This window comes from Pedobacter sp. W3I1 (genome assembly GCF_030816015.1).
Taxonomy (GTDB): domain Bacteria; phylum Bacteroidota; class Bacteroidia; order Sphingobacteriales; family Sphingobacteriaceae; genus Pedobacter.
The window spans coordinates 5,307,443-5,322,896 of sequence record NZ_JAUSXN010000001.1 but is presented as its reverse complement, the minus strand read 5'-3'; the positions used below and the strand labels follow the sequence as shown (position 1 = coordinate 5,322,896).

The window sequence follows — 15,454 nt, the reverse complement described above, 5'->3', positions numbered from 1 at the left end:
TCCTGTTTTTGTCCAATTTGCAATCCTTAACCAATAATAGACCCTTATGAAAAAACATTCCGTCCTGGCCTGGTCCATGGTCGTAGCCCTAGGCGGCTTTCTGTTTGGATTCGATACAGCCGTGATATCAGGAGCTGAAAAATCCATTCAACAGTTTTGGAACCTTTCCGCATTTGCGCATGGGCTTACCATATCCATTGCACTTATCGGTACGGTGATCGGCTCTCTGATAGGATCCCGCCCATCTGATTATTTCGGAAGAAAAAACACACTTTATTTCGTGGCTGCTGCATACTTACTCTCTTCCCTTGGTACTGCTCTGGCGGATAACTGGTATATCTTTTTGGCATTCCGCTTTTTGGGTGGCCTGGGCGTGGGCATATCGTCTGTAACGGCACCTATTTATATTTCAGAGGTATCCCCGGCACATAGAAGGGGCCGGCTTGTAGGGCTTTTCCAGTTTAATGTTGTACTGGGGATATTGATATCCTATCTGTCAAACTATTTGCTAAGCCAGGGTGGCGAGGCATCCTGGAGATGGATGCTTGGTGTTCAGGCATTTCCTTCACTAATATTCCTGGTGCTAATCTACTTTATTCCTGAAAGCCCAAGATGGCTTATACTCAAACGTGGTGCCTACGATAAAGCATTGGAAATCCTTCGCATCATCAATCCACTAAACTGCAATGAAGAACTTGCCGCTATCAAGAAGTCTGGTCAGGATATGCAGCAGGATAAATCTTCAGACGGACTTTTTTCAGGAAAGTACAAGACACCTGTTATTCTGGCCGTACTGTTTGCCTTCTTCAACCAGGTATCCGGAATAAATGCCATCATTTACTATGCGCCAAGGATATTTGAGATGGCAGGGCTTGGTGCACATTCTTCGCTTTTATCCACTGTCGGTATTGGAATGGTCAATTTTATCTTTACGCTACTGGCTATTAATATCATCGATAAAGTTGGTCGAAAAACCTTGATGCTGATCGGTTCCATAGGCCTGATCATATCCCTTGCACTTGTTGCATTTGCTTTTCTGGGCGGTTCATCCAGCGGTTTCGAGATCCCGATTTATGTCATGCTTTTCATTGCTTTCTTTGCTTTTTCTCAGGGAGCGGTTATCTGGGTATTCATTTCCGAGATCTTCCCCAACCAGGTCAGGGCAAAGGGGCAGACACTCGGCAGTTCTACCCATTGGGTAATGGCAGCACTGATTGCATTCTGCTTCCCCTACTTGGCAGAATCATTTGGAGGGGCAAACATCTTTTTCTTTTTCTCTGCGATGATGGTCTTGCAGTTGATATTCGTTTGGAAAATGATGCCGGAGACAAAAGGCAAGTCGCTGGAGCAGATAGAAACCGGAATTGTAATGCACTAAATAAATAAAGACAAGAACATGATTACACCTGCTATATGCTTTGGCGAAATATTATGGGATGTGCTGCCTGATGGAGCTATGCCGGGCGGTGCGCCATTAAATGTCGCCTATCATTTAAACAAGCTTGGACTGCCCACCAGTATCATCAGTAAGATTGGCAATGATGAAAAGGGATTGGAACTGGAACGTCTGCTTGATGGCTGGCAAATTAACAAAAGCCTCCTTCAACGCGATACGATTCACCCGACCAGCGAAGTAATTGCCCGGGTGGGTAGCAGGAATGAGGTTTCTTATGAAATCGTGTTTCCTGTTGCATGGGATTTTATAGATCACCAGTCCATGATTGATAGTGCACTGCAATCATCCATATATTTTGTATACGGAAGCCTGGCCTCCAGAAATACACTTTCCAGAGAAACGCTGTTCAATTTCCTGGAAAGCGATGCGATAAAGGTATTTGATATTAACCTCCGTCCTCCTTTTTTTAATAAGCGCCTGTTGGCAGACCTGATGGAGCGGGCAGATATCATCAAATTTAACGAGTCGGAGCTCCAGATGGTTCAGATCCTTTTCGGGGGAAGTTTCGTCAATGAAAAGGAGCAGGTCGGTTTTATACAGGAATGCTTCAGTATTCCCGAAGTGATCGTAACGAAAGGGGAATTTGGGGCTTCCTATTATCGGATGGATCAATCCTACCATGCCTGGGGGTCGGAGGTGAAGGTTAAAGATACCATTGGGAGTGGAGACTCTTTTCTTGCAGCCTTTATTGCCAATCATCAACTGGGCTTGTCACCAAAAACCATCATAAAGAATGCGATCGGGATGGGGGCTTTTATAGCCACTAAAAAGGGGGGCTGTCCGGAATATGAGATTGAAGAATACAAAAAGTTTATTGAACAAATATTTTAACCAAACATAATACTAACCAAATCTGAATTTTATGAGAAAAATTTTCCTTACCTGGCTTTTTGCCTGTATGGCAACAGGCCTGGCTTTTGGCCAGACCAGGCTAATCAGCGGTGTTGTCACCGACAATGAATCCGTTCCCCTGGAGGCTGTAACGGTAGTTATCGTAGGTACCCAGAAAACAGTGACTACAGATGCTAAAGGCAGTTTCAAAATTGAAGCTTCTGCAGGTCAGTCGCTCAGGTTCATCTATATCGGAGCTGAACCATTAACTATTCCCATTACCGCAGAATCAGCCAATCTAAAGGTGAAGCTCGACATCACGATCAATAACCTCAACGAGGTCGTGGTTACGGGTTATCAGAAAGAACGCAAGAAAGATATCACCGGAGCGGTCAATGTGGTTGATGTATCGAAGATCAGGGACATCCCATCTGGTAATGCCGTAAAATCCCTGCAGGGACGAGTTCCTGGGGTGCTTATTACCACAGATGGTTCTCCAAGCGGCCAGGCCACGGTTAGGATCCGTGGTATTGGGACCCTGGGCAATAATGATCCACTGTACGTAATCGACGGCGTACCTACTAAGAACGGACTTGAACAGCTTAACCAGAATGATATCGAATCCATTCAGGTACTAAAAGATGCATCTTCTGCAACCATTTATGGTTCACGTGCTGCAAATGGTGTAATCATCATCACTACAAAAAAGGCTAAGAAGGGGTACTCGAAGATCGACTTCAACGCCTCGACATCTATTCAGAATTATGCCACTAAACTTAAAACGCTAAATGCCGGGGAACGAGGCCGTGCCTATTGGCAGGCAGCCGTAAACGATAAGGCCAATCCCAATAATAACCAGATCTATCAATATGACTGGAACAATAATTTTAACAACCCGGTACTTAACCGCGTAATCTTTCCGGAGTATATCGATGCGGCAAAGACTATGAAAGCGGCAGATACGTACTGGTTTGATGAGATTGCGCAGAATTCAATCATCCAATCCTACGATGCAGCCCTTTCAAATGGCGGGGAAAAAGGCAACAGTCTTTTTTCAGTAGGTTATTATGATAACAAAGGCATCGTGAAGGAGTCGAGAAGCCAGAAATATACGGCGAGATTCAATTCTGACTATAATTATCTCGACAACAAGCTGAAAATCGGCGAGAATTTTTCGGCAAGCTATATCAAGAATGCCCAGATCCCGGCAAGCGATATCCTTTTCGCCTCGCTCGTACAACAACCCGTTGTTCCGGTATATACCGTAAACGGAGGCTGGGGAGGTCCTGCAGCAGGAATGACAGACAGACAGAACCCGGTTAGACTCATAGAGGACAATAAACAGAATACCTATAATTTCTACAGGTTTTTTGGAAATGCCTACGCAGATTACCAAATCATTCCAGGGCTGAACTTCAGGACAAATTTCGGTGTAGACTATAACGGTAGCTATCAGCGCCTGTTAAAGAAATCATATGTTTCTGGTTTCTTGGCCGATCCTGCAAACCAGGTAAGCAATTCACAGACTTACCAGGGCAACATCATCTGGCAGAATACCCTTAATTATAAGCTCACCAGGGATAAACATAACCTGGAAATACTCGCCGGTCAGGAATACATCAAGAACATCAGCCAGGAGTTTTCGGCAAGCAGACAAGGTCTCGCAATAGAAAATATTGATTATGCCTACCTTAACGCAGGTGCCACCAATACCCTCAACGGAGGAAGTGGGGCTGGAAACAGGCTGTTGTCTTATTTCGGAAAGGTCAACTACAGCTACAACGACCGTTATATTGCCTCTGTAACCTTGAGGAGAGATGGCTCATCGCGTTTTGGTAAAGAAAACCGGTATGGTACTTTCCCTGCTTTCTCCCTGGGCTGGAGGATGAGTGAAGAAAAGTTTATCAAGGATCTGGGGCTATTTTCTGATCTAAAACTAAGATATGGATGGGGCCGCTCCGGAAATCAGGAAATTCCCAATAACGCTACCCGCTCCCTATATTCGTCTATTTATGGTACGGATCCAACATGGGACTTTGACAAAGGTACAGCCTACGATATTACCGGTGCCGGTACAGGCCAGCTGCCATCTGGTTTTGCCCTTATTCAACAGGGGAACGACAACCTGAAATGGGAATCGCTGAGAGAATCGAATTTTGGTCTTGACTTTGGCTTATGGAACAATAAACTTACAGGATCTGTTGATTATTTTATTAAGAAAACCTCAGATATTTTAATCAGTCCGGCTTACCTGGCTGTACTTGGAGACGGTGGGAACAGCTATAGCAACGGCGCTTCGCTCCAGAACAAGGGGCTTGATGCGATTCTTACCTATGAAGATAGGATTGGCGAGGATTTTAGCTTCAGCCTGACGGGTAACTTTTCGCTCTACAGAAACAAGGTAACCTATCTGCCTAAAGATGTACTGGCTTCCTATCCTGGTAATGGTACCGACAAAAACGTACTCGGAAGGCCCATAAATTCCTATTTTGGATATGTTGCCGACGGCCTCTTTACCTCCCAGGCCGAAGTGGATGCCTATGCCAGCCAACCGGGAAAGGGTTTAGGCAGGATTAAATATAAGGATCTAAACAACGATGGGGTGATTAACGATCTGGACCGCGACTTTATAGGCGACAATAGCCCTAAGTTCACCTATGGGCTGAATGTTTCACTCAGCTACAAAAACTTCGATATGAGTTTTTTCCTTCAGGCCATTCATGTGGATGTGGTGAATGATTTTAAGACCTATACCGATTTTTCTTCGCTTTGGACAGGTACGAACTGGGGCAGCAGGACACTTGAGGCCTGGAGTCCTTCGAATCCCGGCTCGACTATTCCGGCGCTCACACTTGTTGACCGCAATAACGAGGGCAGGTTCTCGACCTATTTCATAGAGAACGGATCTTACCTCAAGCTTCGCAACCTGCAGATCGGTTATAACCTGAAAAAGGCATTGAACATGAAAATACAAAACTTCAGGATATTCGTACAAGGCAGTAACCTGTTTACCATCAAGAGCAAATCCTTTACCGGTACCGATCCGGAAATTCCTAATTATGGATTTCCTGTGCCTGTTGTTGGAACCATTGGACTTAATATCACATTGTAAAATCAGATATAAAAAAAATGAAAAAGTTAATATATACACTGGCATTCTTTGCTACGCTTTTCTTCTCATGCGAAAAAGCCCTTGATGAACCAGCACAGGGTGTGGTTTCAGGAGATGATTTGAACACTCCGGAGAATATTGATAAAATGGTAATTGCGGCTTATTCAGCGCTTGGAAATGATCACTACACCTCACCGTATTCCAGCATGTGGCCGTATGGGAGTGTCCGCGGAGGAGATACCTATAAGGGAGGTGATGGTCCCGGGGATCTTTCAGAATTCCATCTTTTTGAGACATTTTCACTTAACAGGCCTGATAATGCACTTATTGATCAGGTGTGGTTCAGGCTGTATGTTGGTGTCGGTCGGGCAAATGATGCGCTGAGAAGGATCGATGCCATGTCTGCTACTGATTACCCCAATAAGGTTCAGCGTCAGGGCGAACTTCGGTATTTAAGGGGCCACTTTTATTTTCTGCTCAAAATCCTTTTCAAATACGTACCCTTCATCGATCAGAATACGCCAAAGGCAGACTATCCTACAATTTCCAACAGGGCGTTGAGTAACGATGCGCTTTGGACAAAGATTGCAGATGATTTCAGGGCGGCCGCAACGGCGCTGCCAGTAGATCAGGCCGATAAGGGCAGGGTAAACAGAAATGCTGCGAAAGCTTATCTGGCCAAAGTGCTGTTGTACCAGGCCTATACCCAAAGCGAAAATAACGCGGTAAGCGGTATTGATGCTGCTAAACTAAATGAAGTAAACACTTTATGTGATGAGATCATCGCATCAGGTAAATTCAGCCTGAGTGCCGATTTTGCCAACAACTTTTTAGCTGCTTCTGATAACAGCCCTGAATCTGTTTTCGCCATCCAGTATTCAAAAGATGATGGTACGCCAAAGGGAAGACTGGATTATGGGCATGCACTCAACTATCCGATGAATCAGGAATATGGATGCTGTGGTTTCAATGTGCCCAGCCACGATCTGATAAATGCCTTTAAAACAGGAGCCAATGGCTTGCCGCTTTTCTTGACTTACAACAATAATGATGTTGCCGCTTCCTTAGATTTTCAAAGCAGTTCATTTGATCCGCGCCTTGACCACACGGTAGCCAGGCCAGGAGCGCCCTTTAAATACAAATCAACCTTTCTTTTCCAGCGTTCCTGGTCAAGGGCACCAGCTATATATGATGCATTTGCCAGTATGAAAGAGGCTGTGCTTCCCGATGATCCTTCTTTTCAGAAAGTTCCACCCTTCATCGGAAGTTCCAAAAACTGGGAGATCATCCGTTATGCTGATGTCCTGCTCTGGAAAGCGGAAGCGCTCATAGAGCTTGGACGGCCATTAGAGGCGGTTCCATTGATCAACCAGGTTAGAAACCGCGCCAACTTAAGCCGAAACCTGTTGAAAACTGCTGCGGGTAATCCCACCTCAAACTATAACGCGCAGACTTATCAGCCTGGGGTAAACTGCGACTGGACCCCCGATTTTGCAAGGCAGGCGTTGAGGTTTGAAAGGAGACTTGAATTTGCAGCAGAGGGCTATCACTTTTTTGATTTGGTGAGGTGGGGGATTGCCGCGCAGACTATGAACGCTTATTTTACGGTCGAAAAATCAAGGGTTGTCCATCTCGCAGATGCCAGGTTTACGGCAGGAAGGGATGAATATTTCCCGATCCCATTAAATCAGATTAACTTTAGTAGCGGGGTATATAAACAAAACAACGGATGGTAGCATTTTAAAAGAGGCTGTATCAAAAGATAAATTTAAGAATTGTTAAAGAATTAAATTTGGGATTTTCGTCATTCCCACGCAGGTGGGAATCCAATGTCCTTAAGGTTAAGGAGAAAACAAAAAACATTGTCATCCTGAGCCTGTCGAAGGACAAATGTTTTTTTGTTTTCGATTACTTAAAAGGTCTTCGACAAGCTCAGACTGACAACAATGGTACTTAACTTAATGACATTATGCCCAGTCAAGCTGAGCATGACGACTTTCCGGAATTTATTTTGTTAATCAATCAAGAAAATGCTTTTTGATACAGCTTCATTTGCTAAAACTTAAATAATAAATTATGAAAAACAAATTTATAAGACCAGCGATCTTTTTACTTTACAGTCTGTTTTCTATTGGCACCAATGCCCAATCTACCAAAGGTGAAAAATACAGGCCGGCTTTCCATTTTTCGCCAAAGGCACATTGGATGAACGATCCCAACGGCATGGTCTATTACAATGGGGTTTATCATCTTTTCTTCCAGTATCACCCAGGAGGAACAACATGGGGACCTATGCACTGGGGACATGCTACAACCCGCGATTTATTCAACTGGGAGGAAAAGCCAATCGCACTTTATCCCGATAGTCTTGGGATGATTTTCTCCGGAAGTACCGTAATCGATAAAAACAATACCGCAGGATTTGGAAAGAATGCCATGGTTGCCATATTTACCCACCATAACCAAAAGATTGAGGAGGCCAAAACCGGCTTGCACCAGTATCAGAGTATTGCCTATAGTATAGATGAGGGGGCGCACTGGGCGAAGTATAAAGGAAATCCGGTGTTGCCGAATCCCGGGATTACCGATTTCAGGGATCCAAAGGTGATGTGGTTCGAACAGGGAAAAAAATGGATCATGACCCTGGCTACAAAAGATAGGATCACTTTCTACTCTTCCCCGAATCTAAAAACCTGGAAACGCGAGAGCGAATTTGGAGCCAACTTGGGCGCGCACGGTGGCGTGTGGGAATGCCCGGATCTATTTCCACTTAAAAGCAATGGTAAAACAGTATGGGTGCTGTTGGTCAGCATCAATCCGGGAGGTCCTAACGGAGGTTCTGCGACGCAGTACTTTACCGGAAGTTTTGACGGGAATAAATTCACGCCAAATTCTATAAAACAGAAATGGGTAGATTATGGTACTGATGATTATGCAGGGGTTACCTGGTCTAATACCGGTGACCGGAAGATCTTCCTTGGATGGATGAACAACTGGCAATATGCCAACCAGGTGCCTACCAAGGCCTGGCGTGGCGCTATGACAATCCCAAGAGAATTATCGCTTGAAAATGTTGGGAACGACTATTACCTTCGTTCAGTTCCTGTAAAAGAAATCGCTCCACTGTTGAAATCTGTATACAACAGTACTAACGTTTCTACAGGCAAGGAGCTAAATCTCTCTTCTTATATTAAGCCCCTCAATGGAAAATTCAAACTTGAACTAAGCCTTGCCAAATTAGCAAAGGTAGATATTGTGCTGGAAAACCGCGATAAAGAGCAGCTCATCATTGGCTATGATGAAAAGAATGACAGTTATTTTATCGACAGGAGGAGCGCTGGTGATGCATCTTTCGAAAAGGGATTTGCTAAAAAACACGTTGCTCCACGGATTTCAAAATCCAAAAATCTAAAGCTTAGTTTGATTCTCGATGAAACCTCGGTAGAGCTATTTTCGGATAATGGACTAACGGCGATGACCGATATTTTTTTTCCAAATAGTTACTGGGATACATTGAAGATCCGTACTTCTTCGGGTGTTAAATTGAGTGCTGTTTCGGTTTGGAAGATTGATCTGAAAAAACCGGTAGATAACAGGCATAAAAAGTAGATAGGTTCCCATTCTCCTATCTGTTCAAATTATTTATCCTATTCTTCCCGGTTGATCAACCAATAAAAAAGAGGCTGTCATTTTTGATCCAGCCTCTTTTCTTTTTTACGCAAATAAATAAAGAGAGGTGAAAAAGAGAAACAAGTGGTATCAGCCAGAAACTTGAAACCGGGTATATCCCTACCAATGTGTTTAATTATTGTTTTAAAGTAAATTTAGTATTATTAATAATACAAAAATAAATAAAAATGTTTTTTTATTCTTGATCCCTCCATTAGGAAAATTATATTTGTTCACTAATATTTATGATTCTTGAAGAACTAACCTTCCAGAGAATTATTCGTCTATCAATCCCGATTATGAACATGGAGGTCCTTTTCGATAAGATCAAAAATAAATTCAGACGCTTGCTTTACACGCTCGTGTTATCTAAGTTTGGCTTCGGTAATAGGGTATCTAAAAGGATATGGGAAAAACAGTTTTGTGGAAACGACTGGGATTATCTTTACACTGAAGCCGAAAAAGGTCATTATCTTGCGATAGCGGATCTGTTTAAAAAGCATGGCTTGGGTAAGATTCTGGATGTAGGCTGTGGCCAGGGAGTACTTTATAATTACCTTAAATCTGAAATAAAACCATTGAATTACCTTGGGATCGATATTTCTTCCAATGCGGTAGCGAATGCAAAGGTCTCGTTTCCTGGGGCAAGTTTTCTGCAACTTGATTTTGAGTATGACACCCTGAATGTGAAATTCGATGCCATTATCTTTAACGAAACCTTGTATTATTTCAACAGGCCGTTAAATACCATTCAGAAATGTATAAAGCAGAACTTAAATAAGGGTGGGTATTTCATTATTTCCATGTGCGATTTTTTAGGTCATGATGTGATCTGGGAGGTACTTAAAAAGCACTTCAATTTTATCTCCTTTCAAGAGATCCTCAATGAAAACGATCAAAAATGGAAAGTGGCAATATTTAGACCCTGATGGCCTTTTTTATCCAGAGAATTGGATCGAAAAATGTACGCATAAACTGATAGGATCTACTCAGTTTAAAAGATAGGGAGCTTTCCGTATCGGATGCGTGAATACCTATCCTACGCAGCGCGAACTGATTCGATCTCCATTGATAGATTGAAAGTCCAAAAGTGTAGCCTGCCTGGCTGACCAGTTTTTTGTAGTTTTTGGGAACCTCGCCATAGGGATAGGCCAATGTTTGAATTTTTTGATTCAGTAGCTTTTCTAGCGTTTTTTTTGATGCTGTAATTTCTTCAACGAATTGCTGTTCACTAATCTTGTTTGCCCTCAAATGTTGTTGGCCGTGGCTCGCAATTTCCATACCCAGACTGGAAAGATATTGTAATTGTTCTGCATTCATTAGTGTTACGCTTGCGAACCCTTGTTCAGCTACATCCCATTGGTTAAATCCTCCGATCTGTGCAGTGGGGATAGAAAATACAGCTTTCATATTTCGTTTCAGCAGTTCAGGAATAGCGAATTCAAAAAGTGCACCCGGGCAATCATCAAAACTCAGGATGATTGCCTTTGCCCGCCTTTGATAATTATGCGCTTGTAACAGTTTAAATGTAGTGGTAGTAAACCCATGCTTTTCAATGGTGTTGAGTAAAAGAATGAACTTTTCTTCGCTGATGCTCCAATTTTCCAGGCCTGGGCCGGGAAGATTATTGATATGGTGGAGCATAATAATTGGAATGTTCAAGACTAGCGGATTTCCCTTTTTCTTGTTTTTATGGCAGGGTTGCCTTGATAGATGGAATATGCTTCAAGATCGTTGGTTGCAACACTACCCATGGAAAGTACCGCATGACTGAATAAATGAAGGCCGGGAGCAACTTTGGCTTCGGCACAGATCCATACGCCATCTTCGATTAAAATTGGTTTAGTAATCAGATCAAAACTGGTTTTGGCATAATTATGATTTCCCGTCATTAGCGTGGCGTTCTGCGAGATGCAGCAGTTTGCACCAATGTGCACGAGATCTAAATTTTCAATATAACAATCGGCAAGCCAGCTGTAATCACCTATAATAAGCTTCCATGGATATTTGATATGAATACCAGGTTTAATACGTACTTCTTTTCCGATCTTCGCTCCGTATAATCTCAATAAGAATACAAGGACTGAACTGCTTGGCATAAGCCTGCTTTTAAAAAAGAATACATCGGTAAAGTACCATAAAAACTGTTTCAATAGTGATGTGCCGATCTTAAAATCGCCGGTATTAAAGTTTTTATGGAGCTGAGTTTTATTCATTGGAATATCAATCTACTTTTGGTTGATCGTTCTCTTCTGTTTTTATTTTACCGGTTGTCCTAGTATTTTGCTTGATCCAGAAATACAAAAGCGCGAAAATGCAGATGTAAACAATAATATTGAAGATTTCGTGGTGGTAGGTAAAGTTTTGTCGTTGCGATTCAAAAAAGCCAAGTAAAACACCTAAACCAGCAATCCGACAAATATTTAAAATATAGATGGTTAAAATCCCAATAGCCAGCATCTTAAAGGTCGATTTCCACGGTGCTGGGAAGGCAAGCACAAAGGCCGCCAGAAAACTCATTACACCAAGGCCCAAACAAGAATAATTAACGCGGAGGTATGGACCTGCCACAACCATCACATCCGATTCATTGTAAATGGCATAAAAGCCAAACGCTTTGATAATCCACACCGCCGGTACAATGAGTGCAGTTTTAAGGCCCTGTATATAATTAAAGTGATCGGCGATATAGGCATTGTGAAACCTGGCACCAGGCGTCATTACGCTGTTCATAAACAAATTTCCCTGACTAAATAGGATATAGAGTACAAAAAGCGCGATCACGAATTTGATTGCTTTTTTATCCGCCTGTCTCTTGGCTTGTTTGTTCAGGGCTTCGTTCATATATTTATTTGGATGCTATAAAGGTACCAGTTTTCTTTTTATACATAACTAACCAAAACAACTAAGGATTTCGCAGCCTGGTTATCTTTTTATCAACTAGTTTTCTGAACCAGAGTCCCTGTATATAATGAAATTTTCTGGCGGTTTTATTGTCCAGGATACCGAATTGAAATACCATGCGGTAGCCATAATACAAATATGGGCGCAACCCCAATGGCAATTTCCACCAAAACCTTTTTAGCGAGGCTTTTTTTTCATCTGGATTGCCCCAGATACTTGGCTTTAATGTTTGGATCCGTAGCTTTTGCATCCTTTCAATTTCTTCCTGGGCAATCAGATCGCTATATTTTTCGTGCTTTTTAAACCAGAAATCAATATCGTTTTCTTTTAAATTTTCTTCCAGTATATGGCCCTTCTTCCAGATCATGGTTTTTCCGGGAACAATAAAACGGTGATCCATATTCTCGTTAAGATCTGAATAGCCAATTCCTGTTCTGAACATTTTCAACAGGTAAATAGGGTAGTAGCCCCCATAGCGGATCCAACTCCCCTGAAAATAGTTCTTCCGGTTAAAATAGATTCCGTTTATACTGGCATAATCTTCATCCCTAAATTGCTGCAGCATTTCAAAGAGCTCGGGTGTAACCACCTGGTCTGCATCCAGTCCGATGGACCAGGGTGTTTTAACTTCAAAGTTATTTAAGGCAAAATCCCACTGTTTGGGATGGTTTACAAAAGCATTGCTTTTTACTGTTGCACCATAATCAGCGGCAATTTTCAAGGTGTTATCTGTGCTGCCACTATCTAGAATAAAAACTTCGGCATGCAGATCTTTAATAGATTCCAGTAGTCGCGGCAGATGGATCTCCTCGTTAAAGGTCAAAATGATAAAGCTAAACTCCCTGTTCATTACTCAGTCCTTTATACATCTCCAGATACCTATTAACTAAAAGCCGGCCACCAAAATCTTTTCTGATTATCTCCGGTGCCAATTGTTGGATCTTTTGTCTTTTTTCATGGTTAGAAAAAGCATTTGACAGTTGTGCTTTAATATCCTGGATGTCCAAATGACTGATCCAGCCCAATTGCTTTTCACTAACATAATCAGATAAACCAACCTGATCAGAAACCAAAACAGGTGTTCCAACACTTAGGCTTTCGATCACCACGTTGGCAAAGTTTTCGTTAAAGGAAGTCAGTACCAATAAATCGTGTTTGGCCATCAACCCATATTTGTCCTGATCTGAAACCTGTCCAATCCAATTGATGCGATGATCTAGTTTTAGGCTTTGCGCCTTTACCTGTAAGCTATCTATATATTCTTTTTTGCCTGAACCTGCAATAGTCAGCTGCCAATCTATATCGAGTAAGGATATGGCATCGAACAACAGCTCCAACCCTTTCTTTTCTTCTATACGCGAAAGAAAAATGAGTTTGAAACTTGATGGTTCAAGGTTATTTCCACTTGATACTGTATACCTGGTACTTGGGACTTCTGAAGTTAAATTGACCAAATTCGGGATTACCGTAATGCTTCTTGGCGTAATAATCTCAAGGATATCGCGCTTCTCCTGCTCACTGGTGGCGTGGATATGGCAATATTGCAAAAGCTTTTTTCCGATCAGCTTGTGCAGAGTCTTTTTAGAAAATGAACTTCGGTTATGCTGCGAATAAGCCGTAAGCATACCCCTTGGTGATAGCACCACCTGCACCCCATAGCACTTTGCCACCAAACAGCTTAAAACCGAAACGAGGTTCCACCAGGCGTGAATGTGGATAATGAGTTTGGAGTTTGGAGTTTGGAGTTTGGGTATTTTAGTATTCTTGTCATCCTGAGTGCAACGAAGGATCTCTTTTCTCAATCCCCACAATAACCCAGGAGAAAAATGACTATGGTCTTTAGTCCAGCGTTTAAAATAGCTAACTTTTACACCATGAACCAAAATAGGTTTAATTATGCTTACATCTAATTCAGATGCTCCGTTTGCTGTAGTTGTTAAAACCTGTAAGTCAACTCCGCTTTCCGCCTCACGCTTGTCGCTTGGCGCTGCTATCGCTTCGCACAGTTTCGCAACGCTCTGTATAGGCCCGCCATAGATGTAGGCAGGTTTATAAGAGGCAGAAATGTGAATGATTTTCACTTATATTTTAATCTGTTTTAAAAATGTTTTAAGTGCGAAACGACGGATAAGTTCATATATGAGGAGGTACATCAGCAAGCCACCGATCAGTTTATTTAGTGCAGATTCGAAAAGATAAATTAAAATAAATAAGGGTATAATCATTGCCGTTCCAATCAATTTATCTGGACTGCTGGTCATGACGTATTTATAAACCAAACCGATCAATAAGCCATAACCAAATAAACTGATAAACATGCCGGGTATCCCAAAATCAATATAGTTTTCCGTCATATAGCCTAGGCTGATCGATGTGGCGGATTCGGCTCCAGCAACTTGCATACCGGAATACTTTCTGGTTGTTTCAGAATCATCAATAATTTGTTTATTTGGAAAGAAGAGTCGGGGTTGGAGTACCCGTCCTATGGCATCCCCCCATAAACGTCCATGTGTATGAGGAACTACTCTAGGTACATAATCTACAGTCGCAGAAAAGAAATCGATGTAAGATAGCCGTTCAACAGTTTGCTTTAAGCCAGCGTTAATGTTTTCGTCATTAACATTACGAACCAATTCATTAAGCTTCGTAAGCGATTCAGTACTTGTTCTCATCGAACTTTGAGATATCGTACCACCATTTAGATAGCTTCGGTATTCTGGCTTAACATATTGCCAGATAATCAACATATATACAAACATGATGCCCAGTGCTGCTAGAGGAAGTATTTGTTTAAAGCTTAAGTTTTTTGAATATACAATGGCCAAACCTCCAAATAAGACTAAAAAGTAATCTTTAAAGCTTGAAAAAAAACCAGTTAGACTTAATATAATCTCTAGGCCCGTAATTAAAAAGAAGAGTTTATACTGTTTGGTGAAGAAAGTACTCATCATAAAGATGAAGAAAATCATCCATTTAAAATCTGCAAGTTTCGTAATGGGTTGCTGAAGCCCTCCCATAGAATAAGAATAACTAAGGATCAGAGGGTACAAAAAGATAACAATAATATACAATGGAACCAATTTTCTGGAGTCGTATCTCAGTGCTATTACTGCATAGTCGTCTTTCTCCATTGAATACCTTTTAATAATTAAATGAATGCCTAATGCAACTGACAATATTCCAATTAAACTAACGTAATAGGTTTTTTCAATTTCCTTATAATTATCGAATACCTCTGTTATATTTAAACTTTGGAAATTTGCATAGAAAACTTTAATTGTAACTGATAACCACTGCAGGCAAAAAGCAAGAAACAAAAATGAACTTTCATCTCTTTTCCATAACAGTTTTAATAAGAAAAAAGGGAGTAAAACGGCACAAGTTGTAGCTAAAGGGTTGTAACTTGTAATAGAATAAATAAGGAGTAAGAACATTAGTATTGCCCCTATCTTGCCTATATCTTTAAATCGTTCCATTTTATT

At 41.7% G+C, this 15,454-nt stretch carries 12 protein-coding genes; 6 read left to right on the top strand and 6 right to left on the bottom strand.

Annotated elements, in window-relative coordinates:
* Positions 1 to 46 precede the first annotated feature (46 nt).
* The 6 genes from QF042_RS21850 (at position 47) to QF042_RS21825 (ending at position 9,997) form a co-directional block, all read left to right on the top strand.
* On the top strand, positions 47 to 1,378 hold the full coding sequence (locus QF042_RS21850; protein ID WP_307532218.1) for a sugar porter family MFS transporter: 1,332 nt from the start codon (positions 47 to 49) through the stop codon (positions 1,376 to 1,378).
* An 18-nt stretch (positions 1,379 to 1,396) separates the two neighbouring features.
* Positions 1,397 to 2,287, top strand: a complete 891-nt coding sequence (locus QF042_RS21845; protein ID WP_307532217.1) for a carbohydrate kinase — start codon at positions 1,397 to 1,399, stop codon at positions 2,285 to 2,287.
* A gap of 31 nt (positions 2,288 to 2,318) precedes the next feature.
* A complete protein-coding gene (locus QF042_RS21840) occupies positions 2,319 to 5,399 on the top strand; it encodes a TonB-dependent receptor (RefSeq protein ID WP_307532216.1) in 3,081 nt (1,026 codons plus the stop codon).
* Between the two features lie 17 nt (positions 5,400 to 5,416).
* Positions 5,417 to 7,135 carry a RagB/SusD family nutrient uptake outer membrane protein gene (locus tag QF042_RS21835; RefSeq protein ID WP_307532215.1) on the top strand — a complete coding sequence of 573 codons (1,719 nt, stop codon included), beginning with the start codon at positions 5,417 to 5,419 and terminating at the stop codon, positions 7,133 to 7,135.
* A gap of 340 nt (positions 7,136 to 7,475) precedes the next feature.
* Positions 7,476 to 9,008: a glycoside hydrolase family 32 protein gene (locus tag QF042_RS21830; protein WP_307532214.1), complete on the top strand. Its 1,533-nt coding sequence runs from the start codon at positions 7,476 to 7,478 to the stop codon at positions 9,006 to 9,008.
* 359 nt (positions 9,009 to 9,367) lie between these two features.
* Positions 9,368 to 9,997, top strand: a complete 630-nt coding sequence (locus QF042_RS21825; protein ID WP_307532213.1) for a trans-aconitate 2-methyltransferase — start codon at positions 9,368 to 9,370, stop codon at positions 9,995 to 9,997.
* Here QF042_RS21825 and QF042_RS21820 read toward each other — a convergent pair.
* From QF042_RS21820 to QF042_RS21795, 6 genes are all read right to left on the bottom strand, one after another.
* A complete protein-coding gene (locus QF042_RS21820) occupies positions 9,987 to 10,730 on the bottom strand; it encodes a polysaccharide deacetylase family protein (RefSeq protein ID WP_307532212.1) in 744 nt (247 codons plus the stop codon). The two genes, QF042_RS21825 and QF042_RS21820, sit on opposite strands and share 11 nt — an antisense overlap.
* Before the next feature lie 2 nt (positions 10,731 to 10,732).
* Positions 10,733 to 11,284 (bottom strand): WcaF family extracellular polysaccharide biosynthesis acetyltransferase, encoded by a 552-nt coding sequence (locus tag QF042_RS21815; RefSeq protein ID WP_307532211.1) that lies wholly within the window; start codon positions 11,282 to 11,284, stop codon positions 10,733 to 10,735.
* 7 nt (positions 11,285 to 11,291) lie between these two features.
* Entirely contained in the window at positions 11,292 to 11,912 is a 621-nt protein-coding gene (gene xrtY / locus QF042_RS21810; protein WP_307532210.1) for an exosortase Y, read from the bottom strand.
* A 61-nt stretch (positions 11,913 to 11,973) separates the two neighbouring features.
* Positions 11,974 to 12,822: a glycosyltransferase family 2 protein gene (locus QF042_RS21805; RefSeq protein ID WP_307532209.1), complete on the bottom strand. Its 849-nt coding sequence runs from the start codon at positions 12,820 to 12,822 to the stop codon at positions 11,974 to 11,976.
* The gene (locus QF042_RS21800) at positions 12,806 to 14,053 is read right to left on the bottom strand and encodes an XrtY-associated glycosyltransferase XYAG1 (RefSeq protein WP_307532208.1); all 1,248 of its coding nucleotides are present in this window, start codon (positions 14,051 to 14,053) and stop codon (positions 12,806 to 12,808) included. The genes QF042_RS21805 and QF042_RS21800 overlap by 17 nt, the downstream gene beginning before the upstream one ends.
* Positions 14,054 to 15,448 (bottom strand): hypothetical protein, encoded by a 1,395-nt coding sequence (locus QF042_RS21795; RefSeq protein ID WP_307532207.1) that lies wholly within the window; start codon positions 15,446 to 15,448, stop codon positions 14,054 to 14,056.
* Positions 15,449 to 15,454 lie beyond the last annotated feature (6 nt).

Bases quoted from the DNA above. Each gene is read 5' to 3' on its own strand.
- QF042_RS21850 (WP_307532218.1), top strand. From the start codon at position 47: ATGAAAAAACATTCCGTCCTGGCCTGGTCCATGGTCGTAGCCCTAGGC.
- QF042_RS21845 (WP_307532217.1), top strand. From the start codon at position 1,397: ATGATTACACCTGCTATATGCTTTGGCGAAATATTATGGGATGTGCTG.
- QF042_RS21840 (WP_307532216.1), top strand. From the start codon at position 2,319: ATGAGAAAAATTTTCCTTACCTGGCTTTTTGCCTGTATGGCAACAGGC.
- QF042_RS21835 (WP_307532215.1), top strand. From the start codon at position 5,417: ATGAAAAAGTTAATATATACACTGGCATTCTTTGCTACGCTTTTCTTC.
- QF042_RS21830 (WP_307532214.1), top strand. From the start codon at position 7,476: ATGAAAAACAAATTTATAAGACCAGCGATCTTTTTACTTTACAGTCTG.
- QF042_RS21825 (WP_307532213.1), top strand. From the start codon at position 9,368: ATGAACATGGAGGTCCTTTTCGATAAGATCAAAAATAAATTCAGACGC.
- QF042_RS21815 (WP_307532211.1), bottom strand. From the start codon at position 11,284: ATGAATAAAACTCAGCTCCATAAAAACTTTAATACCGGCGATTTTAAG.
- xrtY (WP_307532210.1), bottom strand. From the start codon at position 11,912: ATGAACGAAGCCCTGAACAAACAAGCCAAGAGACAGGCGGATAAAAAA.
- QF042_RS21805 (WP_307532209.1), bottom strand. From the start codon at position 12,822: ATGAACAGGGAGTTTAGCTTTATCATTTTGACCTTTAACGAGGAGATC.
- QF042_RS21795 (WP_307532207.1), bottom strand. From the start codon at position 15,448: ATGGAACGATTTAAAGATATAGGCAAGATAGGGGCAATACTAATGTTC.